The sequence below is a fragment of the Marinobacter sp. P4B1 genome (assembly GCF_001447135.1).
GTDB lineage: Bacteria > Pseudomonadota > Gammaproteobacteria > Pseudomonadales > Oleiphilaceae > Marinobacter > Marinobacter vinifirmus.
On the sequence record NZ_LLXM01000010.1, the window covers coordinates 213,283 to 235,874 of the forward strand.

Consider the following 22,592-nt stretch of genomic DNA (forward strand, 5'->3'; position numbering starts at 1 on the left):
CAACTATGCTAGGTGCTTTGAAGGCTACTATGATCAGATCACTGCTGGCCGGGTTCGCGTTGGTGACGGCCCTTGGCTCGGCAGCACCGGCCCTGGCTGACAGCGAGCAGGAATCCCTGAAAGCGGCAGAGCAGCTGTCCGCCATGCTGCGCAGCTACGAAACCTACCAGGCCCGGTTTATCCAGATTGTGGTGGACTCCAGCGGTGGCCGCGTGCAGGAAACCCGGGGCAACCTGAAGGCCAAGCGCCCGGGCCTGTTCTACTGGGAAACCGGTGCGCCGCTGTCCCAATTCATTGTCAGTGATGGTGAAAAAGTGGAGGTTTACGATCCGGACCTGGAGCAGGTAACCATCCATACCCTGGACGATCGTATCCAGACCACCCCGGCGCTGTTGCTCAGTGGCGAAGTGGGTAACCTGAATGAGAGCTACAGGGTGTCTGGCCGCAGTATCGGGGAAGATACCCGGGAATTTACCCTGGAGCCTCGCAGCGCCGATTCGCTGTTTACCTCGTTGCGCCTGAGCTTCTACGATGGTGAGCTGCAGGAAATGCGCATGGAGGATTCCCTGTCCCAGATGAGCATTCTCAGCTTTGACGAGATCCGCCTGAACGAAGATATTGAACGCAGCGCCTTCCGGCTGGAATACCCGGAGGAGGTTGATGTTATCCGGGACGGCGTCTGATGCAGGACAGCCTGTTTCAGACTGAAGCCGGTTTCCAGCCGCTGGCCGCCCGCATGCGGCCGGCAACCCTTGATGACTACGTAGGCCAGAAGCACCTCGTTGGCCCCGGCAAACCCCTGCGCCGGGCCGTAGAACAGGGCCAGTTGCACTCCATGATCCTTTGGGGGCCGCCCGGGGTGGGCAAAACCACCTTTGCCCGGTTGCTGGCCAATGTTGGCGAGCTTTCCTATGAAACCCTGTCTGCGGTGCTTAGCGGGGTGAAAGAAATCCGCGAAGTGGTGGAGCGGGCCCGCAATCGAAAACAGTCCCAGGGGCGCGAAACCCTGCTGTTTGTGGATGAAGTACACCGCTTCAATAAAAGCCAGCAGGACGCGTTTCTTCCCCATATCGAGAATGGCACCTTCATCTTTGTGGGCGCCACTACGGAAAACCCTTCCTTCGAGCTGAACAGCGCCCTGTTATCCCGCACCCGGGTTTATGTGCTCAAAAACCTTGAGCGGGATGACATCCTGCAACTCCTGCACCGGGCGCTCACCAGTGACGCCGGTTTTGGCGGCAGGCTGCTGATTGACGAAGACGTACTGGACACCCTGGCCGAATCCGCCGGTGGCGATGCCCGGCGGGCCCTGAATATCCTGGAAGTCGCGGCCGACCTGGCAGACCCGGAAGGGCCAGAGGCCAGCCGTATTACCGCCGCCACCCTGGAGCAGGTGCTGCAAACCAGTTTGCGCCGCTTCGATAAGGGCGGCGACGTGTTCTACGACCAGATTTCGGCCCTGCACAAATCCGTACGCGGCTCCAACCCGGACGGCTCCCTGTACTGGCTGTGCCGGATGCTCGACGGCGGTTGTGATCCGCTCTACGTGGCGCGCCGGCTGGTGCGCATCGCCAGCGAAGATATCGGCAACGCGGACCCCCGGGCGCTGCAGATCACCATGCAGGCCTGGGACGCCCAGGAAAGGCTCGGCTCTCCGGAAGGGGAACTGGCCCTGGCCCAGGCGGTTACCTACCTGGCCATGGCGCCCAAGAGCAATGCGGTCTACAAGGCCTACAACCAGTGCATGGCCGACATTCGCAAAGACCCGGATTATGAAGTGCCGGTGCACCTGCGAAATGCCCCGACCAAGCTCCTCAAAAGCATGGGCCATGGCGAGGAATACCGTTACGCCCATGACGAGCCGGATGCCTTCGCCGCCGGCGAATCCTACCTGCCGGAAGCCATCCACCAGCGCCGTTACTACGAACCGGTGATGCGCGGGCTGGAAATCAAGCTGGCCGAGAAACGCCAACGACTCGACGCCCTGGATGCCCAGAGCCCGAAAAAGCGCTATTGATACCCCCGGTTTACTGAATTTGTGGCGGGCGCAGGGCAGAAGGTGGCCAGCAGCACTCCGGCAGGTATAATGCCGCTATATTCTAATTCATTCGTTAACCGGAAAATTCAGGAAGATCATGCTCGATCCGAAACGTGTCCGTACCCAGACTGAAGAAATCGCCCGCCGGCTGGCCATTAAGAACTTCGAGTTTGATGTGGCTACCTTCGAACGGTTAGAGGAAAGCCGCCGAGCCATCCAGGTTCGTACGGAAACACTGCAGAGCGAGCAGAACAAGCGTTCCAAGTCCATCGGCAAGGCCAAGGCATCTGGCCAGGATATCAAGCCTTTGCTGGAGGAAGTGGACAACCTGAAGCGCCAGAAAGCTGAAGCGGAAGACGAATTGCGTTCCGTCCAGGAATCCCTGAATGCCTTCTTCGCCGGAATTCCCAACCTGCCGGACGAAGACGTTCCGGCGGGCAAGAATGAAGACGACAACGTCGAAACCCGCCTGTGGGGCACGCCCCGGGAATTCGACTTTGAGCCGAAAGATCACGTGGCACTGGGTGAAGACCTGAAAGGCCTGGATTTCGAGAAAGCCAGCCAGCTGGCCCATTCCCGGTTTGCCGTTATGCGGGGCCAGCTGGCCCGTCTGCACCGGGCCCTGGCCCAGTTCATGCTCGACCTGCACACCGAAGAGCATGGTTACACCGAGGCCTATGTGCCGTACCTGGTGAATGCCAATACCCTGTTTGGTACCGGTCAGTTGCCGAAGTTCGAGGAAGACCTGTTCCGTACCGCCGGTGACAACCCGCTGTACCTGATTCCCACGGCGGAAGTGCCGGCCACCAACCTGGTGTCTGACACCATTCTGGAGGATGCGGAGCTGCCGCTGCGCCTGGTTTGCCACACACCCTGTTTCCGCAGCGAAGCCGGCTCCTACGGCCGCGACGTGCGGGGCATGATTCGTCAGCACCAGTTCGACAAGGTAGAGCTGGTTCAGGTGGTGCGCCCGGAAGACTCCGCCAAGGCGCTGGAGCAGCTCACCGGCCACGCCGAGAAAGTGCTGCAACTGCTGGAACTGCCGTACCGGGTAATGACCCTGTGTGGCGGCGATATGGGCTTCTCTGCGGCCAAGACCTTCGACCTGGAAGTGTGGTTGCCGGGGCAGGGCAAGTACCGTGAAATTTCTTCCTGCTCCAATACCCGCGATTTCCAGGCCCGCCGTATGCAGGCCCGCTGGCGCAACCCGGAAACCGGCAAGCCGGAGCCGGTGCACACCCTTAATGGCTCCGGCCTGGCGGTGGGCCGTGCCATGATTGCGGTGATGGAAAACTACCAGCAGGCGGACGGCAGCATCCTCGTTCCGGAAGTGCTGAAGCCGTATATGAGAGGCCTGGACAGAATCCAATGAGCCAGAATAAAGAAGGTACTCCACCGCCAGGAGCGATTGGTGTGGCCTCTGCCGCACCAAGGTATCGGGCGAATCCGATTACCGAAAACCCGAACAACTCTGCCGGAGAGGTTGCCCTGGTGGGCGCCGGGCCCGGCGACCCCGAGTTGCTGACCCTGAAAGCCTGGCGGCTGATTACCAACGCGGAAGTGGTATTGTACGACCGCCTGGTGTCACCGGAAATCATGGCGCTGATTCCGGAAACTGCCGAGAAGATCCATGTCGGCAAGCAGCGTGCTAACCATACCCTGCCGCAGGATCAGATTAACCAGCGCCTGGTGGACCTGGCCCGTGAAGGGCATAAGGTAGTACGCCTGAAGGGCGGCGATCCGTTTATCTTCGGCCGTGGTGGCGAGGAAATCGAAACCCTGGCCCAGGCCGGGGTGCGGTTTCAGGTCGTGCCGGGTATCACCGCCGCCTCTGGTTGTTCGGCCTACGCGGGAATTCCGTTGACCCATCGGGACTATGCCCAGTCGGTCCGGTTTATTACCGGCCACCTGAAGAACGACAGTTGTGATCTGCCCTGGGCTGATTTTGTGCAGACCAGCCAGACCCTGGTGTTCTACATGGGGCTGGTGGGCCTGCCGATTATCAGTCGGGAGTTGATCGCCCACGGCATGGCGCCGGATATGCCGGTTGCACTGGTGTCAAAGGGCACCACGCCGGAGCAGGAAGTCATTACCGGTACGCTGGAGACCATCGTGGGTATCATCGAAAACCGGGAAGTGGCCGCGCCCACGCTGGTGATTATTGGCGAGGTGGTCACCCTGCGCAACCGCCTGGACTGGCTGGGCGTACAACCCGAGCCATATTGAGTTTGGCCAAACATCAGGCACAAAAAAACCGGGCTGAATGAGCCCGGTTTTTTTATGCCTCGCGAATCGAATCAGTCGATTCGCTTGGGCAGTACGTCCTTGAGCTTTTCACGCATGGTGCGGATTGCTTTCTCGGTGGTTTCCCAGTCGATACAGGCGTCGGTCACCGACACGCCGTACTTCAGGTCTGCCAGGTTTTCCGGAATAGACTGGTTGCCCCAGTTGATGTTGCTTTCCACCATCAGGCTCTGGATAGACTTGTTGCCTTCCAGGATCTGGTGGGTAACGTCCTGCATTACCAGCGGCTGGATGGCCGGGTCTTTGCTGGAGTTGGCGTGGCTGCAGTCCACCATGATGGACTTGCGCAGATCGGCTTTCTCCAGTGCCTGCTCACACAGGGCAACGTTCACAGAATCGTAGTTGGGCTTACCACCGCCACCGCGCAGTACTACGTGACCGTAGTTGTTGCCCTTGGTGCGGATGATGGCGCCTTTACCCTGCTGGTCGATACCCAGGAAGCTGTGAGGATGGGAGACCGACTTCATGGCGTTAACAGCAACATCCAGGCTGCCGTCGGTGCCGTTCTTGAAGCCGATAGCCATAGACAGGCCACTGCTCATTTCCCGGTGGGTCTGGGATTCCGTGGTACGGGCTCCGATGGCAGACCAGGCGATGGTGTCCTGCAGGTACTGCGGAGAAATCGGATCCAGCGCCTCGGTTGCCGTTGGCAGGCCCAGTTCATTGATATCCAGCAGCAGGCGACGGCCGATGTGCAGGCCCTGTTCGATGTCGAAGGTATCGTTCAGGTGCGGATCGTTGATCAGGCCTTTCCAGCCAACGGTAGTCCGCGGCTTTTCAAAGTAAACCCGCATCACCAGCAGCAGGGTATCGCTGACTTCGTCGGCCAGTTTCTTCAGTCGGTTGGCATAGTCCCGGGCAGCGTCCACGTCGTGGATAGAGCAGGGGCCAACTACAATGAACAGACGGTGGTCTTTGCCGTCCATGATGTCGTAGATTGCCTGACGGCCGTTGGCCACGGTTTCTGCAGCGGTATCTGAAAGCGGCAGTTCGCTTTTCAGGGCTTCAGGAGTGATCAGTGGTTCCTGGCTGGCCACGTTCAGGTTTTCCAGTTTCTTGCCCGACATCTTGTAGTGCTTCCCCGGTGACTGAAGATTAACGCAAATGGTGCCGGCAGGCGGTTGTCCGCCCGCCGGTGAGCTGGTTAGTCTGCGTTATTTGGCAGTGCTTTTCAACGGCGGTGCTCAGTCGTCCAGCGAACCCATGCCGGAGATATTGGCGCCGGCGTCTACGTACAGAACCTCGCCAGTGATACCGGAGGCCAGGTCAGACGACATAAACGCAGCGGCGTTACCCACTTCAATGGTGGTCACGTTACGACGCAACGGAGCGCGCTTGGCGTTCTCGCTCAGCATACGGCGGAAGCTGGCGATGCCGGACGCGGCCAGGGTCTTGATCGGGCCGGCAGAAATCGCGTTCACCCGGATGCCTTCTTCGCCCAGACTGGCGGCCATGTAACGGACGTTGGCTTCCAGTGAGGCCTTGGCCAGGCCCATCACGTTGTAGTTCTGCAGGACACGTTCGGCACCCAGGTAGCTCAGGGTCAGCAGGCTGCTGCCTTCGTGCATCATCTTGCGGGCGCCCTTGGCCAGCGCCACGAAGCTGTAGGAGCTGATGTCGTGGGCAATCTTGAAGCCTTCGCGGGTGGTGACATCCACATAGTTGCCGTTCAGCTCGTGGGCCGGGGCAAAGCCAACGGCGTGGATGATGATGTCGATGTTGTCCCAGTGCTTGTTAAGCTCGGTGAACACATTCTCGATTTCCTCGTCGCTGGCGACATCGCAGGGCAGGGTGATGGTGCTGCCCCACTGTTCCGCGAATTTCTCAACGCGGGACTGCAGCTTTTCGTTCTGGTAGGTGAAGGCCAGTTCGGCGCCTTCACGGGCGAACGCCTCGGCAATGCCGTAAGCGATGGAATGCTTGCTGGCTACGCCAACAATCAGTGCTTTCTTGCCACTGAGAATTCCCATGGGTATCTGCTCCCTGTGTTCCTGTGATTTGCGCGTATTATCCCCGACCGGGGTACACGCGGGTAACGGTCAATTGGTCGTAGTCTGGTAGAAGAAGGCTGCGTTCAGCAATTCCCGGGTATACGGCTGTTCCGGTTGCCGGAAGATCTTCTCCGCATCGCCGTACTCCACGATGCTGCCATGATGGAGCACCAGCAGCTTGTGGCTCAATGCCCGGACGACGGCCAGGTCATGGCTGATAAAGATATAGCTTAACCGATATCGCTGCTGTATATCCCGCAACAGTTCGATCACCTGTTTCTGCACGGTTCGGTCCAGCGCGGATGTCGGCTCGTCCAGGATAATCAGCTCAGGTTGCAGAACCAGGGCACGGGCGATCGCAATGCGCTGGCGTTGCCCTCCGGAGAACTCATGGGGGTATCGGTGCCTGGCTTCCGGGTCCAGACCGACATCCTGCAAGGCGCGGATGACACGGGCTTCGTGCTGGTCCTGGTTGTCCGGGTCGTGAATCGTCAGGCCTTCGCCGACAATTTCGGCAATGGACATGCGCGGGCTCAGGCTGCCGAACGGGTCCTGGAACACAATCTGGATACGCTTGCGCCAGGGCCGGAAGGCTTTCTGGGTGAGGTTGCCGATGTCGGTGCCACCCAGCTGGATGTTGCCGGTTGCGCCGGTAAGCTTTAACAAGGCGTGGCCGATGGTGGTCTTGCCACTGCCGCTTTCGCCGACAATGCCCAGGGTTTCCCCGGGGCGCACTGTGAAAGCCACGTCCCGAACGGCGTGGTAGCTCTCTTTTACCCGGCCAAACAGGTCCTTTTTGATGGGGAAGTGCACGTTCAGCTTATCGACTTTGATCAGCTCAGGGCCGCCGGTTTCTGCCGCAACCGGGTGTTCCGGTGGCTCCGCATCAATCAGCTTGCGGGTGTAGGGGTGGGATGGCGATTCAAACAGGATGGCGACCGGTGCTTCCTCAACCCGTTTGCCGCGTTCCATAACCACCACGTTATCGGCATACCGGCGCACCAGGCTCAGGTCATGGGTAATCAGCAGCATGGCCATACCGAGCTTCTGCTGCAGGGATTTCAGCAGTTCCAGCACCTGCTTCTGCACGGTGACATCCAGGGCGGTGGTGGGTTCGTCTGCGATCAGTAACTCCGGCTCGTTGGCCAGGGCCATGGCGATCATGACCCGTTGCTTCTGCCCACCAGAAAGCTGGTGCGGATAACTCTTGAGGCGACGTTCCGGTTCCGGAATGCCCACCAGCGCCAGTAGTTCCATGCATCGCGCCCTGGCTTGCTCGCCCCGCAGGCCCATGTGCAGTTCCAACGTTTCGGTGATCTGCTTCTCTACCGTGTGCAGCGGGTTCAGGGACGTCATGGGCTCCTGGAAGATCATGCTGATCTTCCGCCCCCGGATTTGCCGCAACCGTTTTTCCGGGGCCTTCAGAAGGTCTTCGCCCTGATAGGTGATGCTGCCAGACGGATAGTCGGCGTGGCGCTCGTCCAGAAGGCGCAGTACCGACAGGGCGGAAACCGACTTACCGGAACCGCTTTCACCCACCAGCGCCAGGGTCTGGCCTTTGTTAATGGATAGGGACAGGTCATCCACCACCAGCGGGCCCTTGTCGAAACGGATGGAAAGCCCCGAGATGTTCAGTAGTTCGCTCATATCAGTTCTTTCTCGGGTCAAAGGCATCACGCACGGCTTCACCGGTAAACACCAGCAGGGTCAGCATTACGGACAAAGACACGAACGCTGAAATGCCCAGCCAGGGTGCGTGCAGGTTGGACTTGCCCTGGGCGATCAGTTCCCCCAGGGATGGCGACCCGGACGGCAGGCCGAAACCCAGGAAATCCAGTGAGGTCAGGCCGGTAATGGCACCGGTCAGGATAAAGGGCAGGAAGGTGAGGGTGGCGACCATGGCATTGGGCAGTATGTGCCGGAACATGATGTGACGGTTCTCCAGGCCCAGGGCTCGGGCAGCCTTCACGTACTCGAAGTTTCGGGCCCGCAGGAACTCGGCGCGCACCACATCCACCAGCCCCATCCAGCTGAACAGCAGCATGATGCCCAGCAGCCACCAGAAATTGGGCTGAACGATAGCCGACAGGATAATCAGCAGGTAGAGCATGGGCAGGCCGGACCAGATTTCGATGAACCGTTGCCCGAACAGGTCAACCTTACCGCCGTAATAGCCCTGAATGGCGCCCACGATTACGCCCACAATACAGCTGGCAATGGTGAGGGTCAGGCCGAACACCACGGAAATTCGGAACCCGTAGATAACGCGGGCGGCGACATCCCGGCCCTGGTCATCGGTACCCAGCCAGTTCTCGGCACTGGGGGGCGCTGGTGACGGTACATCCAGGTCGTAGTTGATGGTGTTGTAGCTGAAGCGGATTGGCGGCCAGATCATCCAGCCGTTGGCGTTGATTTCCCCGGCGATAAAATCATCCCGGTAGTCCGTTTCGGTGGGCAGGAAGCCGCCAAAGGTTTCCTCCGGTACGTTCTGTACTACCGGGAAATACCAGTCGCCCTGATAGGACACCATCAACGGCTTGTCGTTGGCGATCAGCTCGGCGGCCAGGGACAGGCCGAATAGCAGCAGGAACAACCACAGGCTCCAGTAGCCGCGCCGGTTGGCCTTGAAGTTACGAAGCCGTCGCTTCTGTATGGGAGAGAGTGTTGGCATTACGCACCCTCCCGGGTTTCAAAGTCGATACGGGGGTCCACCAGCACGTAGGTGATGTCGCTGATCAGCTTCAGGACCAGGCCCATCAGGGTGAAGATGTACAGGGTGCCGAAGATGACCGGGTAATCGCGATTGAGGGCGGCCTCGAAACCCAGTAAGCCCAGACCGTCCAGGGAGAAGATAACTTCAATCAGCAGGGAGCCGGTAAAGAACAGCGACACCAGCACCCCGGGCAGGCTGGCAATCACAATCAGCATGGCGTTACGGAATACATGGCCGTAAAGCACCTGTTTTTCCTCAAGGCCCTTGGCCCTGGCCGTGACCACGTACTGCTTGCCGATTTCATCCAGGAAGGAGTTCTTGGTGAGCAGGGTCAGGGTGGCAAAGCCGCCAATGACGTTGGCGGTTACCGGCAGGGCCAGGTGCCAGAAGTAGTCACCGATCTTCTGGTACCAGGTCATCTGCTCGAAATCGGCAGAGGTCAGCCCCCCGCAGCGGGAACCAGTCGAAGTAACTGCCACCGGCAAACAGTACGATCAGCAGGATGGCGAACAGAAAGCCGGGGATGGCGTAGCCCACCACGATGGCGGAACTGGTCCAGACGTCGAAGCGCGAACCGTCCGAGACCGCTTTGCGAATACCCAGGGGAATAGAGATCAGATAAATGATGAGGGTAGACCAGAGCCCCAGGGATATCGAAACGGGCATTTTGTCGATGATCAGTTGGATGACCGTACGGTCCCGGAAGAAAGACTCGCCGAAATCGAAGGTGGCGTAGTCCTTTAACATCATCAGAAAACGTTCATGGGCGGGCTTGTCGAAGCCGTACATTGCCTCGATTTCTTGCAGCAGTTCCGGAGGCAGGCCCCGGGAACCCCGGCTGTCAGAAGAGCCCGACGCCACCTCACCGCCGGTGTCCCCGCCACCGGCCCGGGCCAGGGCGCTGCCGCCATGCCCTTCCATTTCAGCGATCAGCTGTTCTACAGGCCCGCCGGGCGCCGCCTGCACGATGATAAAATTCAGCAGCATTATCCCGACCAGGGTCGGGATAATCAGGGCCAGCCTGCGGAGTATGTAAATGCCCATTGAGGGGAGGAGTCCTTCCGTTACTGCTGTGGAATAAACCGGCGGATCAGGGTTTGACCCACCAGTTGTTCAGGTCGATACCGTTTTTCGGTGTGACCTCCGGGCGCTGCAGTTTGTTCCAGTACGCAACCCTGTCCCTGGTCAGGTGCCAGTGGGGGATCACGTAGTGGCCGTGCAACAATACCCTGTCCAGGGCGCGGACGCGGTATACCAGTTCGTCCCGGTCCGGTGCCTGGATGACCATCTCCACCAGGCGGTCCACCACCGGGTCACTCACACCCATGTAGTTGCGGGAACCGGACACATCCACGTTGGATGAGTGCCAGTATTCGCGTTGCTCATTGCCCGGAGAATCGGACTGGGGCAATACCTGGGTGATCATGTCGAAATCAAAATCCCGTACCCGCTGAACATACTGGTTGCTGTCCACCAGCCGCACGGATACGTCAATCCCGAGGCGCTCAAGGTTCTGCCGGAAGGGCAGGACAACGCGCTCGAAACTTTTCTGAAACAGCAGCACCTCAAAGGCCAGTGGCTTGCCGGTTTCCGCGTGCACCATCTTGCCGTCGCGGACGCTGTAGCCGGCTTGCTGCAGCAGTTGCATGGCCGTGCGCAGGTTATCCCGCATGGAGGTGCCGTCACCGGTCGTCGGAGGCGTGTAGGTCTCGGTGAAAACAGCCGGGTTCAGCTGATCCCGGAACGTCTCGAGAATCTCCAGCTCGCGGCCGGAGGGCAAGCCGGAGGAGGCCAGGTCGCTGTTCTCGAAATAGCTGTCGGTGCGGGTGTACTGATCGAAGAACAGGTTGCGGTTGGCCCATTCAAAGTCAAAGGCATAGGCCAGGGCCCTGCGTACCTTCGGGTCTTTGAACACTGCTTTGCGAGTGTTGAAGACAAAGCCCTGCATGCCGCTGGGGCGGTGGTGCTCAACTGCTTCCTTGGTGATTTCGCCGTTGTCGAAGCCGCGCCCGGTGTAGGCAGTGGCCCAGTTCTTGGCGGAGGTCTCCACTCGCAGATCGAAGTTGCCGGCCTTGAAGGATTCCAGGGCGACGGTGTCGTCGTTGTAGTACTCGTACTTGATGCGATCAAAATTGAAGCGGCCCTTGCGGATGCTCAGGTCTTCCGCCCAATAGTCATCGACCCGCTCATAGGTTACCGAGCGTCCGGCCTCGTAGCTGTCGATGCGGTAAGGGCCGCTGCCAACCGGAACATCCAGGCCGTTGCCTTCGAACTTGCGGTCGGCCCAGTAGTGGGCCGGCATCACACGCATCTGCCCGAGGATCAGCGGCAGTTCACGGTTTTCGGTGGCACCGAAATCAAAGCGGATACGATGGCTGTTTTCGACGGTGACCTTGCTCACGTCCGCATAGTAGTTGCGGTAAAAAGGGTGGCCTTCGGTGGTGAGTATCCGGTACGAGAATTCAACGTCTTCGGCGGTAATGGGCTCCCCGTCCTGGAAGCGGGCCTGCTCCCGCAGGTTGAAGATCACGTAGCTGCGGTCTTCCGGTACTTCAACGCTCCCGGCGATCAGTCCGTATTCGGAAAACGGTTCGTCGGCAGAGGATTCCAGGAGGGTGTCGTAAACATAGGTGCTGACGCCAGCAGCCGCAACACCCCGGATAACAAACGGGTTGAAACTGTCGAAGCCGTTGGCCACCACAGACATACGCAGGGTGCCGCCCTTCGGGGCGTCCGGATTTACGTAGTCAAAGTGGCTGAAATTTTCCGGATACTTCAGCTCGCCGTGCATGGCAATGCCGTGCACGGGAGCGGGATTCGAAGCCGCCGGGGTTTCCGCAACGGTGGTTGCTGCGGTGGTCATCAGGGCCAGGGAGGTGAAAATACTGGTCAGTGAAAAGGCGGCTTTCCGTGTTTTTATCATGGTTCTCGCACGTTAAGGGCTGTTTCTTATGTCAACGTAGAGTACCAGACTTTGTCCGGGTTGCAGATAACGCTTGGTATTAAGATCGTTCCATGATGCGATGTCCCGCACATTCACCGAGAAACGGCTGGCAATGGCAGACAGTGAGTCGCCACTGCGGACCCGGTAGCCCACCTTGCGAACCATTGCCTTGCTGCGGGCAGAGTTGTTGGAGGCAACGGTGGGTTGTGCATTCTTGGACCAGATAACCAGCTTCTTGCCGGGAATCAGCGGGTCGCCGGGAGCCATACCGTTCCAGGCGGCCACTTCACGCACCGATACCCGGTGTTCGCGGGCGATGTCCCAGAAGGTGTCGCCGGAACGCACGGTATAGGAAACCTTGTTGCCATCCCGCTTGCGTGACTGGGTGCGCTGCAGGCGCTGGGACTGGCTCAGGGCATAGGCATCAGCGCCGCGGGTTGAGGATGGAATCAGCAGGCTCTGGCCAATGCGGATCAGGTCGGAATCCAGTTTGTTCACCTGGCGCACCACGGACGTAGTCGTGCCGAACTTCCGGGCGATGCTGTTCAGGTTGTCGCCCTTGCGGACCTTGTAGTTCTGCCAGGATACACGCTGTTCTTTCGGGAAATTCGCCAGGGCCTGGCGGAACTCTCCGGCATTCTGTTTCGGAACCAGGAGACGGTGCGGGCCTTCCGGATTGGTGGCCCAGCGATTGTAAGACGGGTTCAGCAGGTAGATTTCATCAATATCCACCCCGGCCAGCTCGGCAGCCTGGGCCAGGTCCAGCTGTGAGCCGGTATCCACCACTTCGAAGTAGGGCTCGTCGTCCAGTGCTGGCAACTCGATGCCATAGGCTTCGGGGTTGTCGAAGATCTTGGCCAGTGCAATCAGCTTGGGCACATAGTGGCTGGTTTCTTTGGGCAGTGACAGAGACCAGAAATCCGTCGGTTTTCCGGCATTCCGGTTACGCCGCATGGCGCTGGATACGGTGCCGCCACCGGCATTATAGGCGGCCAGGGCGAGGGTATAGTCACCGTCAAACCGCTTTGCCAGACGGTCCAGGTAGGTCAGGGCTGCGTCGGTTGCTTCCAGAACATCACGGCGGTCGTCGTGCCACCAGCTTTGGGTCAGGCCGAAGTATTTGCCGGTAGAAGGAATGAACTGCCAGAGGCCGGCTGCCCGGCCATGGGAATAGGCAAACGGGTCGAACGCACTTTCGACAATCGGCAGCAGGGCCATTTCTGTCGGCAGACCCCGTGCCTCGGTTTCTTCCACAATATGGTGCAGGTAACGAGAGCCCCGTTCGACAACCCGCTTGATGTAGCTCGGGTGGCGGGCGTACCAGTCGAGTTGTGACTTGACCCTGGCGTTGTCGACAGAGTGGTCCATGGCGAAACCTGAACGCATCCGGTCCCAAAGGTCCTGGCTGTCGGCACTGGCATCTGCCCGGGTTTTCGGATCGTCCAGTTTTTGCCGGGCATCCTTCGCCTTGGCGCGCAGTTCCGGGGATATGGCGTCATCCAGCGGGGCATCCGTGGCTTCATCGCCATTGCCGGCAGCCACCGAGGCTTTCAGGTCTTCGTCTCCCCGGGCTACTACTACCTTCTCGGAATCCACCGGGTTGCCTTGCTGGTCAGTGTCCGATCCGAACCAGGCTGATGGGGAGTTCCAGTTCTCCATGATCTGGGTACTGCTGCAGGCAGAAAGCAGCGAGGAAGCGAGTAACACATATGAGAGTCGTTTGACCGGCATAAAAGAGTTCCGAGTAGCGCCGGCAGCGTCATGTATAAAGGGCCGGCAGAAATGACTGGTTACGGTCGATAGCAGGTTGGGATTCTAAGAAAGCCCTTTCACGGCGGTCAAGAATTGCCGTGTTACAGCTGTGACAAGAACTGTTAACCGGCAGCGCCGGAAAGGATCAGAAATGATCCTTTCCGTGCCGGACAGCTGCAAAAATTTCGCTATCCGAGCCGGAGGGCAAACCCTGCTCGGCACAGTACCGATGGGCGGCTTCTGCCACTGCCGGGTCGTCCCAGCGCAGGAACAGGTTCAGCGATTTCTCGGCGGCCATGGTTGAGGGCACGGTGGGCAGGCCCTGGTCACGGCGTGCCTGGCACTGTTGCTCGAAATCCGCCAGGGCCTGGTCGTCGGGCAACCAGCTGCGGGCAAACCGCAGGTTGGCCAGGGTGTATTCATGGGCGCAATACACGGCTGTATCGCCGGGCAGATCCCGGAGGGTACTCAGGGACTGGTGCATTTGCTCCGCCGTGCCTTCGAACAAGCGACCACAACCGCCAACGAATAAGGTGTCGCCACAAAACAGTACCGGCTTGCCATCGACCTGTGTGGGGCTGAAATAAGCCAGGTGGTCGAGGGTGTGGCCCGGTACGGCCAGCACGTCAAAGGTCAGCCCCTGCCAGACAACTTCGTCACCGGGGTGAACCGGGTGATTGCTGCCCTTGAACGGGGATTTCGCCGGCCCGACCACGCGCACGTCTGGCCATGCTTGCTGCAGGTCTTTGATGCCGCCGACGTGGTCTGGGTGGTGGTGGGTAACGAGGATGGTGTCTGCAACCAGGTTGTTGGCGGCCAGGTAGTCCTTCACCGGCTGCGCCTGCCCCGGGTCTACAATCAGTGCCTTGCCGGTGTCCTGGTCTGCCAGGCACCAGATATAGTTGTCTGAAAACGCCGGAATCGGGTGAATACTGAGCATGGTGACCCCATGTGCTCGATGAATGTGCCTGTTATGATAATGCAACCGTGCTGTCATCCCAAGAAGCGCGCCCGTGAATCCGGCCCGGAACAGGGGCGCTGATGTTGGAGAAATCCTGGTGAAAGGTTTGCAGCCTGTAGATTATTCCGCACGCCACGAAAGTTTCGAGCGCTGGATACAGACCCCGCTTGGCCGCGCCCTGCTGGCCAGCCAGCGGCGTGTCCTTGACCATCACCTGGATGGATTAACCGGCGCCCGACAATTGCAGGTGGGGCTGAGCCATCGATTGCCCCTGGCCAGCGGTACCGACTTCTCCCAGAAAATTATCACCACGCCAGCCTGGTATACCCACATGCCGGACGGCGTAGCGGTTTGCGATGCGGACGAGTTGCCGTTTCCCGGGGATTCGATGGACCTGGTCATCCTGCACCACACTGCCGACTTTTCACCGGATCCACACCAGGTGCTCCGGGAGTCGGCCCGGGTTTTGCGGGGAGAAGGGCACCTGGCTTTGATCGGATTTAACCCGCTGAGTCTCTGGGGCGCGCGCAAGCTTGTTTCCCGGCATCAGCTCGGCCCATGGGGCGGTCGTTTTCTGCTCAGGGCGAGGATGGAAGACTGGCTCAGGTTGCTGGGGTTTCAGCTGGAGGGCAGTGCCACGTTTTTCTGTACGCTTCCGCTGCAAAGAAAGGGCAACTATATAAGCCGGCAAAGCAAAGACCTGGATTGTCATGGACATTTCCTGCCAGTCGGGGCCTATTACTGTATCCTTGCCCGCAAACGTGTCTATGCCCGGTTGCAGCGGCGGGTGCCCTGGCGCAAAACACGGGTCGTGTCGTTACCCGGGGCTGTGGGTTCCCACGGAACCTGCGCCAGTACCGGCACGGTAAAGAAACAGCAGAACAGTTCAGGAGTGTAAATGGCCGGCAAGGTAGTGATGTATACCGATGGTGCCTGTAAAGGTAACCCGGGCCCCGGCGGGTGGGGTGTATTGTTGCGTTATGGCGACGCCTGCAAAACCATGCACGGCGGAGAGGCGCAAACCACCAATAACCGTATGGAACTCATGGCCGCCATTCAGGGCTTGAGGGCGTTGAAGCGGGAGTGTGAGGTGGAACTGTACACCGATTCCCAATACGTCCGTAAAGGCATCACCGAATGGATGGCCGGCTGGAAGCGTAACGGCTGGAAAAACTCGGCAAAGAAACCGGTGAAAAACGCCGACCTCTGGCAGGAGCTTGATGCTGAAGCCGCCCGGCACAAGGTAAACTGGCACTGGGTCAAAGGGCATTCCGGCCACCCGGATAACGAGCTGGCGGATGAGCTGGCGAATCGTGGCGTGGCTGAGTTGTCCGGCAGCTGAACCGGCATTTTCTAAAGTCTGATGGGTATTTCTGAAGGTAAGCAATGAGACAGATCGTACTGGATACCGAAACAACGGGTATTGATCCCAACGATGGCCACCGGATTATCGAGATTGGTTGTGTTGAGGTGGTCGAGCGGGAGCTGACGGGCAGGAACTACCACGTTTACATCAATCCGGAACGGGAAGTAGAAGCCGAAGCCATAACCGTTCACGGCATTACCAATGAATTCCTGACAGACAAACCGAAATTTGCGGAGATTGCCGACGAGTTTTTCGAATTCATCAAGGGCGCCGAGCTGGTCATCCACAACGCGGCGTTCGACGTCGGCTTCATGGATTCCGAGTTTGCCCGCCTGAAGCCTGTCCGCAAAACGGCGGACCACTGCGGTGTTGTCGATACCCTGGCTATCGCCCGGGCCAAGCATCCGGGCCAGAAGAACAACCTGGACGCACTCTGTAAGCGTTACGGCGTAGATAACAGCAACCGTGACCTGCACGGCGCTTTGCTGGATGCCGAGATCCTGGCCGATGTCTATCTGCTGATGACCGGCGGCCAGACCGCGCTGTCACTGGACAGCGGTGCCGGTGATGATGGCAGCGCCGGAGGCCTGCGCAGGATCAGTTCAGAGCGCCAGCCGCTGGCCGTTGTGCGCGCCAGTGATGAAGAAGCCGAAGCCCATGATGCGTTCATGGCGATGATGGAAAAGCAGGCCGGCGGAACGGTTTGGAGCAAGTTACAGGGAGCAGAATGAGAACTGGGTCAGGGTGTACCAAATGTTACATTCCGGCTTTCTTGAGGTACTTGAATTCTGTGTTATAAGTAATGGGAAGTTCGCCAGTTTTTTTGGTAACTGATTATTCTTTGTAAGGAAGCAGGAAACGTTTATGGTTCAATCGTCTCTGGCGACGAAATCGCAGTCGTTTGATCTGGTCAAAAGCGAAATCGAACAGACCATCAAGCAGGCCGAGGCCAGCCTTGAACGTTTCCAGGAAAACCGCGAGAGCGGGGAAGACCTGCAAAACTGTGTCGATTACCTGAACCAGCTTCGCGGCATTTTCCTGTTGGTGGAGCTGCGCGGTGGCACCCTGCTTTGCCAGGAAGCCGTCAGCCTGGCCAACGATGTGCCTGTTGGCGCCAACGACGACAAAAACATTCTCCTGACCACTCTCAGTGGTGCGCTGTTCATTCTTCGCCGCTATGTGGAGTATTACCACCAGCAGCGGGAAGACCATCCCGAACTGTTGCTGCCGGTGATAAACGATCTTCGCGAAGCCCGCCGCGAAAAACCTTATCCTGAATCCTGCTTTTTTGACCTCGAGGTCAGGGGACGCCCGGATTTCTGCAAGGGCAAGGCGATGCAGCCGCTGGAAGGTGGCGAAGACGAATACGAAATCCTTGCGCGGCGCATGCGTCTGACATTGCAGGTGGCGCTGCTGGGTGTTCTCCGTGACAGGAACGAAGTGGTCAGTAAAAAGCTGATCGCCCGCTCGGCCCGGGGCTTTGCAAGGTTGTGCCAGGACGCACCCATGGGGCAGATGTGGTGTTTGCTGGCCACCGTGGCGGACACCATGCTCGACCGGGCGATGGTGTTCAACAAGGCCCGCAAGCGGCTGCTGATGCGTATTGAGAAATACGCCCGTGAAGTGGTGTATGTGGGCAAGGTAGCTACCGCAAAAGACGCTCCTGACTCCCTGATTCGTGACCTGGTCTACCTGCTGTACCGCAGTGGTTCCGGCAACCCGGAAGTCGCCGAAGTCTTGTCAGCCTGGCAGGTAGCACCGTCTGACTTCCCGGATGCCCTGCTGGAAGCCCATTCCCGCCGCCTGTACGGGCCGGGTTCCGATGTCCTGAAATCCCTGTCGGAGGCGCTGCAGGAAGAGCTGAACCAGCTCAAGGACAAACTGGATATCATCGAACGGGGCATCGAGCCAGACCTGGCTGAACTGGTGTCCATTGCCGAGTCTCTCGAACGCCTGGCCAATACGCTGGTGATGCTCGACCTGAACCGTCTGGCGGGTGTTGCCCGTGAAGAAGCTGGCAAGCTTCGCCAGTGGCAAAAAGAGGATCGCTTGCCGGAGGAAGACGAATTGTATCGTCTGGCCGATTCGGTACTGGGTGTTGAAGACGCGGTGATGCAGATTGTGTCCCGTGGCATTACCTCTGAAACCGACGCCCTGGCTACCAGTGAGCGCAAAGCAGAAGAGTCGATTTACCTGCAGGAAGCGGTCTGGGTGGTAGCAGACGAAGCCCGCAGTGCACTGACCCTGGCCAAGCGGGCGATTACCGCGTTTATTGAATCTGACTACGACAAGCTGCACCTGGCAAACCTGCCCGGAACATTGCGAAGCATCTGGGGTGGCCTGGTGATGGTCAACGATCCGCAGGCCGCGGATGTGATCGCGCGCGTTGCCGCTTCTATCCAGGAGCGCCTGCTGGATGCCCGCGAAGCACCGGTTTCCCAGGTTCTGGAAGCCCTGGCGGATGCGCTGACTTCGCTGGAATACTACATTGAAAGCATCGGCCGCCGTGAAGATCGCAACACCGATCTTCTGAAGCTGGCGGAATCATCACTGGATGACGTAGGGCTGTAACAGCCGGCCCGCTTTTCGGGCTTTTGTCCAGCCACAAAAAAACCTGCGACTTGCGCAGGTTTTTTTGTGGAACGTTCGACAGGGGATTAACCCATGTTGAACAGTTCACCCAGCTTGGTAGCCAGCATCATGTCGCCTTCGGCGCGCAGCTGACCAGCCATGAATGCTTGCATGCCGTCAGTTTCGCCGGAAACAATGCCCTGAAGGGTTTCAGAGTTCATGATCAGGGTAACGGAAGGATCATCGTGGGCACCTTCGTTCATCTTGCAGGTACCGTCGTTGATTTCCAGGTTGTAGGTCTTGTCGTCTTCGATATCGAATTGGAAGACCAGGTCCAGGCCCTGTGCCGCGTCTGCGTTGAAGTTCTGTTCCAGCTTTTCAAATACCTGAGCTACAGACATTGTTTTACCCTTTTTGGTGGTTGTCTTGTCATGGTGACTTCGCAATTCGACTTTATGGGCACAGAGAGTGTGTGTCAAGCTTGATCGAACGCTTGTTTTAATTTTCTTTCGGGCTTATCACACTTGGCCCGAGCGGGTACACTCTTGGCTTTGCGAAACACTTCCGGAGACTGCATTTTGGAATTTCTCACCGAATACGGCCTGTTCCTTGCCAAGGTTGCCACCTTCGTTGTGGCGGCCATCATTCTTGCCTCTATTATCTTTTCGGCTGCCCATCGTGATCGCGATGACCACGAAGGTGAAGGTGAGCTGAAAATCCGCAAGCTGAACGATCAGTACCGCAAGTTGAAAGAGTCTATCCAGACCCGCCTGATGTCCGATGCGGAATACAAAAGCTGGACGAAGAAGAAAAAGAAAGAAGACAAAGCCGAGAAAAAAGCCGCAAAAAGCAGCAGTAAGGAAGGTGAGGGTGAGCAACCTGGCAAGTCCCGGATCTATGTGATCGACTTTGATGGCGACATCAAGGCCAGCGACACCGATACCCTGCGCCGTTCAGTGTCTGCGGTGCTCAGTGTGGCAGACCCGAAAACCGATGAAGTAGTGGTGCGCCTTGAAAGTGGTGGCGGCCTGGTACACGCCTACGGCCTGGCTGCCGCGCAGCTGGACCGCATCCGCAGCAAGGGAGTTCCGCTGACCGCCTGTGTCGACAAGGTGGCCGCCAGTGGCGGTTATATGATGGCCTGCGTCGCAGACAAAATTATTGCCTCTCCTTTTGCGGTGCTTGGCTCCATAGGCGTGGTGGCACAGCTGCCCAACTTCCACCGATTCCTGAAGAAGAACGACGTGGACTTCGAAGTGCTGACAGCCGGTGAGCATAAACGCACCCTGACCGTGTTTGGTGAGAACACCGACAAAGGCCGCCAGAAGTTCCTGGAAGACCTCGAAGACACTCACGGCCTGTTCAAGGAATACGTCAGTGAGCGACGTCCTGACCTGGATATCCAGGCGGTAGCGAACGGTGACATCTGGTTTGGCAAGCGGGCGCTGGAGGTCAAACTGATTGACGAGATCAAAACCTCAGACGAATACCTGATCGAGGCGTGTGACCGAGGGGATGTCGTGTCGGTATCTTTCCAGCGCAAGCGGACACTGCCGGAAAAACTCGGGCTGGCCACCAGTGCCGCGCTCGAGCACACCGTCTGGAAAGTGCTGAGCGCGTTCCGTAACCAGAAGATCCAGTAACGGGCTTCCTCAGGAAGCCCGGCGGCGGAACAGCGGCACGTCTGTGTCGGCTGCCGCCTGGTAGGTCTGGGAGAAGAAGTTCAGGCAGCGGGCTGCCTTGGTGGCGTCTTTGTCAGCCCGAAGCACAAAGGCATCGAAGCCGCAGCGTTTCATAAACTGGAGCTGATCAAGCAGCACGTCACCTATGGCCCGCAGCTCGCCGCTGTATCCGTACCTTTCCCGCAGCAAGCGGCCAATGCTGTAGCCCCGTCCATCCACGAAGCGTGGGAAGTTAACGGCTATTACCGGCAGCTGGTTGGCTTTGTCGGCCAACAGTTCTGGTTCGTGATGGCTGTCGAACCATACGCCGATATCTTTCCGCCCGGCATAGTGTTCAGCGCCGGCCAGCCAGAGATCCACCGGGATCAGTGCCGGCTGGCCCTCTGGAATGGCCAGCGATTCGCCGGCTTCCGGGCGGGCAACCACGGCCCAGTTGTCGTTACGAAGGGTGCCGTCAACGGCAATGACATCAGGCATAAACCCGCTCCTTGAAAGGATCCAGACCAACCCGGCGATAGGTATCCAGGAAAGTCTCTTCTTCTGTGCGTTTCTCAACAAACACGTCAATAATCTTCGCAACCACATCGGGCATTTCTTCCCGGGCAAATGATGGCCCAAGGATCTTGCCGATGGCGGCGTCGTGATGGGAAGCACCACCAAGGCTTACCTGATAGAACTCTTCGCCCTTCTTGTCGACACCCAGGATGCCGATATTGCCGACATGGTGATGGCCGCAGGCATTCATGCAGCCGGAGATGTTCAGGTCGATCGGGCCCAGGTCGTACAGGAAATCCAGGTTGTCAAAGCGGCGCTGAATGGCTTCCGCGATGGGGATCGACTTGGCATTGGCCAGGGCGCAGAAGTCGCCACCCGGGCAGCAGATGATGTCGTTCAGGGTGTGCAGGTTGGCGGTGGCAAAGCCCATCGGGGTAATGCGCTGCCAAAGCTCGAACAGTCGGTCCTGGCGGACATCGGCGAGGACAATGTTCTGTTCATGGGTGGCCCGAACTTCGCCGAAGCTGTATTCATCGGCCAGGTCTGCAATGTCTTCCAGCTGGGCGTCTGTTACATCGCCCGGAGGTGTGCCGGTTTTCTTGAGGGTCAGGGTGACGATAGCGTAACCGGGCTTCTTGTGCTCGTCCACGTTGTGGGTCAGCCACTTGTCGAATTCCCGGTTCTCAAAACGTTGCTTGCCCAGCAGGTCGCTGGCGTTTTCCAGTGTTTGATAGTCCGGCTCGGTAAAGTAGCCCTGAAACTTTGTGATCGCGTCAGGGGTGAGACGGGTGGGGGAATCCTTGATCTGTGCCCATTCAGCCTCGACCTTTTCGGCGAACCCGGCCGGTGTCAGGGCTTTTACCAGAATCTTGATACGCGCCTTGAACTTGTTGTCCCGGCGGCCATAGCGGTTGTACACCCGAACGATGGCCTCGAGGTAAGTGAGCAGGTCCAGTTCCGGCAGGAACTCCCGGATAACGGGCCCAACCATGGGGGTGCGGCCGAGACCGCCGCCGGCGTGTACCCGGAAACCCAGCTCACCCTGTTCATTCCGGACCAGTTGCAGGCCGATGTCATGAATCTGGATGGCGGCCCTGTCGGTCTTCTCCGAAGCGTTCACTGCAATCTTGAACTTGCGGGGCAGGAAGGCGAATTCCGGATGAAAGGTAGACCACTGCCGGATGATTTCGCAGTAGGGCCGCGGATCGGCAATTTCGTCCGCCTGCACGCCGGAGAACTGGTCTGTGGTGGTGTTACGAATGCAATTGCCGCTGGTCTGGTTGGAGTGCATCTCTACCTCTGCCAACTCGGCCAGGATATCCGGCACCTCTTCCAGTTTTGGCCAGTTCAGCTGGATGTTGGTCCGGGTGGTTACATGTGCGTAGCCACGGTCGTAATCCCGCGTAATCCGCGCCAGCCGTCGTAATTGTTCGGAGCGCAGCATACCGTAGGGTACGCAGATGCGAAGCATTGGGGCATGACGCTGAACATAAAGGCCGTTCTGGAGGCGAAGGGGAAGAAACTCCTCTTCGGAAAGCTCACCGGCCAGTGCGCGTTCGGTCTGGTCCCGGAACTGGGCCACGCGCTCGGCTGCGATTTGCTTGTCGTGTTCATCGTAAACGTACATAGGGTAACGTCCTGCCTGCTACATCTGAGTGTCTGCATTTTCGGGCGCGAAGTGGAGCGCCTTATTCCTGACGGGCAGGATATCACCGTGTTTTTATTCTCAAAATGATTATTTCAACATAACATTATCGATTCAGGCGATAAGCGAG

The 22,592-nt window shown here is 58.6% G+C and carries 18 protein-coding genes and 2 pseudogenes; 9 read left to right on the top strand and 11 right to left on the bottom strand.

Going from position 1 to position 22,592, the window contains the following annotated elements; all coding sequences use genetic code 11:
* The first annotated feature begins 29 nt into the window (after positions 1-29).
* The 4 genes and pseudogenes from lolA to cobA form a co-directional block, all read left to right on the top strand.
* The gene (gene lolA, locus AQ621_RS07065; protein ID WP_058340856.1) at positions 30-683 is read left to right on the top strand and encodes an outer membrane lipoprotein periplasmic chaperone LolA; all 654 of its coding nucleotides are present in this window, start codon (positions 30-32) and stop codon (positions 681-683) included.
* Entirely contained in the window at positions 683-2,017 is a 1,335-nt protein-coding gene (locus tag AQ621_RS07070; protein WP_058340857.1) for a replication-associated recombination protein A, read from the top strand. Before lolA ends, AQ621_RS07070 begins: the two co-directional genes overlap by 1 nt.
* Positions 2,018-2,135: 118 nt before the next feature.
* Positions 2,136-3,410 carry a serine--tRNA ligase gene (gene serS, locus AQ621_RS07075; RefSeq protein ID WP_058340858.1) on the top strand — a complete coding sequence of 425 codons (1,275 nt, stop codon included), beginning with the start codon at positions 2,136-2,138 and terminating at the stop codon, positions 3,408-3,410.
* A 38-nt stretch (positions 3,411-3,448) separates the two neighbouring features.
* A pseudogene (gene cobA, locus AQ621_RS07080) lies at positions 3,449-4,264 on the top strand (uroporphyrinogen-III C-methyltransferase); the annotation flags it as partial.
* Between the two features lie 71 nt (positions 4,265-4,335).
* On the opposite strand, the gene AQ621_RS07085 reads toward cobA, so the two are convergent.
* From AQ621_RS07085 to gloB, 8 genes and pseudogenes are all read right to left on the bottom strand, one after another.
* Positions 4,336-5,409, bottom strand: coding sequence for a 3-deoxy-7-phosphoheptulonate synthase (locus AQ621_RS07085; RefSeq protein ID WP_058340860.1), 1,074 nt, complete (start codon positions 5,407-5,409; stop codon positions 4,336-4,338).
* A gap of 117 nt (positions 5,410-5,526) precedes the next feature.
* Positions 5,527-6,312, bottom strand: a complete 786-nt coding sequence (locus AQ621_RS07090; protein WP_058340861.1) for an enoyl-ACP reductase FabI — start codon at positions 6,310-6,312, stop codon at positions 5,527-5,529.
* 69 nt (positions 6,313-6,381) lie between these two features.
* Complete coding sequence (locus AQ621_RS07095; protein WP_058340862.1) at positions 6,382-7,980, bottom strand: ABC transporter ATP-binding protein; 1,599 nt, start codon at positions 7,978-7,980, stop codon at positions 6,382-6,384.
* A gap of 1 nt (position 7,981) precedes the next feature.
* Complete coding sequence (locus AQ621_RS07100; protein ID WP_058340863.1) at positions 7,982-9,004, bottom strand: ABC transporter permease; 1,023 nt, start codon at positions 9,002-9,004, stop codon at positions 7,982-7,984.
* Positions 9,004-10,090: pseudogene (locus AQ621_RS07105) on the bottom strand (microcin C ABC transporter permease YejB). Before AQ621_RS07105 ends, AQ621_RS07100 begins: the two are co-directional and overlap by 1 nt.
* Before the next feature lie 46 nt (positions 10,091-10,136).
* Positions 10,137-11,969, bottom strand: a complete 1,833-nt coding sequence (locus AQ621_RS07110; RefSeq protein WP_058340864.1) for an extracellular solute-binding protein — start codon at positions 11,967-11,969, stop codon at positions 10,137-10,139.
* A 12-nt stretch (positions 11,970-11,981) separates the two neighbouring features.
* A complete protein-coding gene (locus AQ621_RS07115; protein WP_058340865.1) occupies positions 11,982-13,721 on the bottom strand; it encodes a LysM peptidoglycan-binding domain-containing protein in 1,740 nt (579 codons plus the stop codon).
* A 166-nt stretch (positions 13,722-13,887) separates the two neighbouring features.
* A complete protein-coding gene (gene gloB, locus AQ621_RS07120) occupies positions 13,888-14,682 on the bottom strand; it encodes a hydroxyacylglutathione hydrolase (protein WP_058340866.1) in 795 nt (264 codons plus the stop codon).
* A 118-nt stretch (positions 14,683-14,800) separates the two neighbouring features.
* Between gloB and AQ621_RS07125 the strand changes: the two genes are divergently transcribed.
* From AQ621_RS07125 to AQ621_RS07140, 4 genes are all read left to right on the top strand, one after another.
* Entirely contained in the window at positions 14,801-15,601 is an 801-nt protein-coding gene (locus tag AQ621_RS07125; RefSeq protein WP_058340990.1) for a class I SAM-dependent methyltransferase, read from the top strand.
* On the top strand, positions 15,602-16,045 hold the full coding sequence (gene rnhA / locus AQ621_RS07130; protein WP_058340867.1) for a ribonuclease HI: 444 nt from the start codon (positions 15,602-15,604) through the stop codon (positions 16,043-16,045).
* A gap of 44 nt (positions 16,046-16,089) precedes the next feature.
* On the top strand, positions 16,090-16,800 hold the full coding sequence (dnaQ, locus tag AQ621_RS07135) for a DNA polymerase III subunit epsilon (protein ID WP_058340868.1): 711 nt from the start codon (positions 16,090-16,092) through the stop codon (positions 16,798-16,800).
* A gap of 133 nt (positions 16,801-16,933) precedes the next feature.
* Positions 16,934-18,640 carry a FimL-related protein gene (locus AQ621_RS07140; protein ID WP_058340869.1) on the top strand — a complete coding sequence of 569 codons (1,707 nt, stop codon included), beginning with the start codon at positions 16,934-16,936 and terminating at the stop codon, positions 18,638-18,640.
* Positions 18,641-18,726: 86 nt separating this feature from the next.
* Here the strand turns inward: AQ621_RS07140 and AQ621_RS07145 are convergent, their stop codons facing one another.
* Entirely contained in the window at positions 18,727-19,041 is a 315-nt protein-coding gene (locus tag AQ621_RS07145) for an SCP2 sterol-binding domain-containing protein (RefSeq protein ID WP_058340870.1), read from the bottom strand.
* A 177-nt stretch (positions 19,042-19,218) separates the two neighbouring features.
* On the opposite strand from AQ621_RS07145, the gene sohB reads away from it, so the two are divergent.
* Entirely contained in the window at positions 19,219-20,283 is a 1,065-nt protein-coding gene (gene sohB / locus AQ621_RS07150; RefSeq protein ID WP_058340871.1) for a protease SohB, read from the top strand.
* Between the two features lie 9 nt (positions 20,284-20,292).
* On the opposite strand, the gene AQ621_RS07155 is transcribed toward sohB, so the two are convergent.
* Positions 20,293-20,799, bottom strand: coding sequence for a DUF934 domain-containing protein (locus AQ621_RS07155; protein WP_058340872.1), 507 nt, complete (start codon positions 20,797-20,799; stop codon positions 20,293-20,295).
* Positions 20,792-22,444: a nitrite/sulfite reductase gene (locus AQ621_RS07160; protein WP_058340873.1), complete on the bottom strand. Its 1,653-nt coding sequence runs from the start codon at positions 22,442-22,444 to the stop codon at positions 20,792-20,794. Before AQ621_RS07160 ends, AQ621_RS07155 begins: the two co-directional genes overlap by 8 nt.
* Positions 22,445-22,592 lie beyond the last annotated feature (148 nt).

Excerpts from the sequence above, each read along its gene's own strand:
- AQ621_RS07115 (WP_058340865.1), bottom strand. The coding sequence starts at position 13,721 with ATGCCGGTCAAACGACTCTCATATGTGTTACTCGCTTCCTCGCTGCTT.
- lolA (WP_058340856.1), top strand. The coding sequence starts at position 30 with ATGATCAGATCACTGCTGGCCGGGTTCGCGTTGGTGACGGCCCTTGGC.
- AQ621_RS07100 (WP_058340863.1), bottom strand. The coding sequence starts at position 9,004 with ATGCCAACACTCTCTCCCATACAGAAGCGACGGCTTCGTAACTTCAAG.
- AQ621_RS07090 (WP_058340861.1), bottom strand. The coding sequence starts at position 6,312 with ATGGGAATTCTCAGTGGCAAGAAAGCACTGATTGTTGGCGTAGCCAGC.
- AQ621_RS07070 (WP_058340857.1), top strand. The coding sequence starts at position 683 with ATGCAGGACAGCCTGTTTCAGACTGAAGCCGGTTTCCAGCCGCTGGCC.
- AQ621_RS07095 (WP_058340862.1), bottom strand. The coding sequence starts at position 7,980 with ATGAGCGAACTACTGAACATCTCGGGGCTTTCCATCCGTTTCGACAAG.
- dnaQ (WP_058340868.1), top strand. The coding sequence starts at position 16,090 with ATGAGACAGATCGTACTGGATACCGAAACAACGGGTATTGATCCCAAC.
- AQ621_RS07140 (WP_058340869.1), top strand. The coding sequence starts at position 16,934 with ATGGTTCAATCGTCTCTGGCGACGAAATCGCAGTCGTTTGATCTGGTC.
- AQ621_RS07110 (WP_058340864.1), bottom strand. The coding sequence starts at position 11,969 with ATGATAAAAACACGGAAAGCCGCCTTTTCACTGACCAGTATTTTCACC.
- serS (WP_058340858.1), top strand. The coding sequence starts at position 2,136 with ATGCTCGATCCGAAACGTGTCCGTACCCAGACTGAAGAAATCGCCCGC.
- gloB (WP_058340866.1), bottom strand. The coding sequence starts at position 14,682 with ATGCTCAGTATTCACCCGATTCCGGCGTTTTCAGACAACTATATCTGG.
- AQ621_RS07160 (WP_058340873.1), bottom strand. The coding sequence starts at position 22,444 with ATGTACGTTTACGATGAACACGACAAGCAAATCGCAGCCGAGCGCGTG.
- AQ621_RS07145 (WP_058340870.1), bottom strand. The coding sequence starts at position 19,041 with ATGTCTGTAGCTCAGGTATTTGAAAAGCTGGAACAGAACTTCAACGCA.
- AQ621_RS07155 (WP_058340872.1), bottom strand. The coding sequence starts at position 20,799 with ATGCCTGATGTCATTGCCGTTGACGGCACCCTTCGTAACGACAACTGG.
- AQ621_RS07085 (WP_058340860.1), bottom strand. The coding sequence starts at position 5,409 with ATGTCGGGCAAGAAACTGGAAAACCTGAACGTGGCCAGCCAGGAACCA.
- rnhA (WP_058340867.1), top strand. The coding sequence starts at position 15,602 with ATGGCCGGCAAGGTAGTGATGTATACCGATGGTGCCTGTAAAGGTAAC.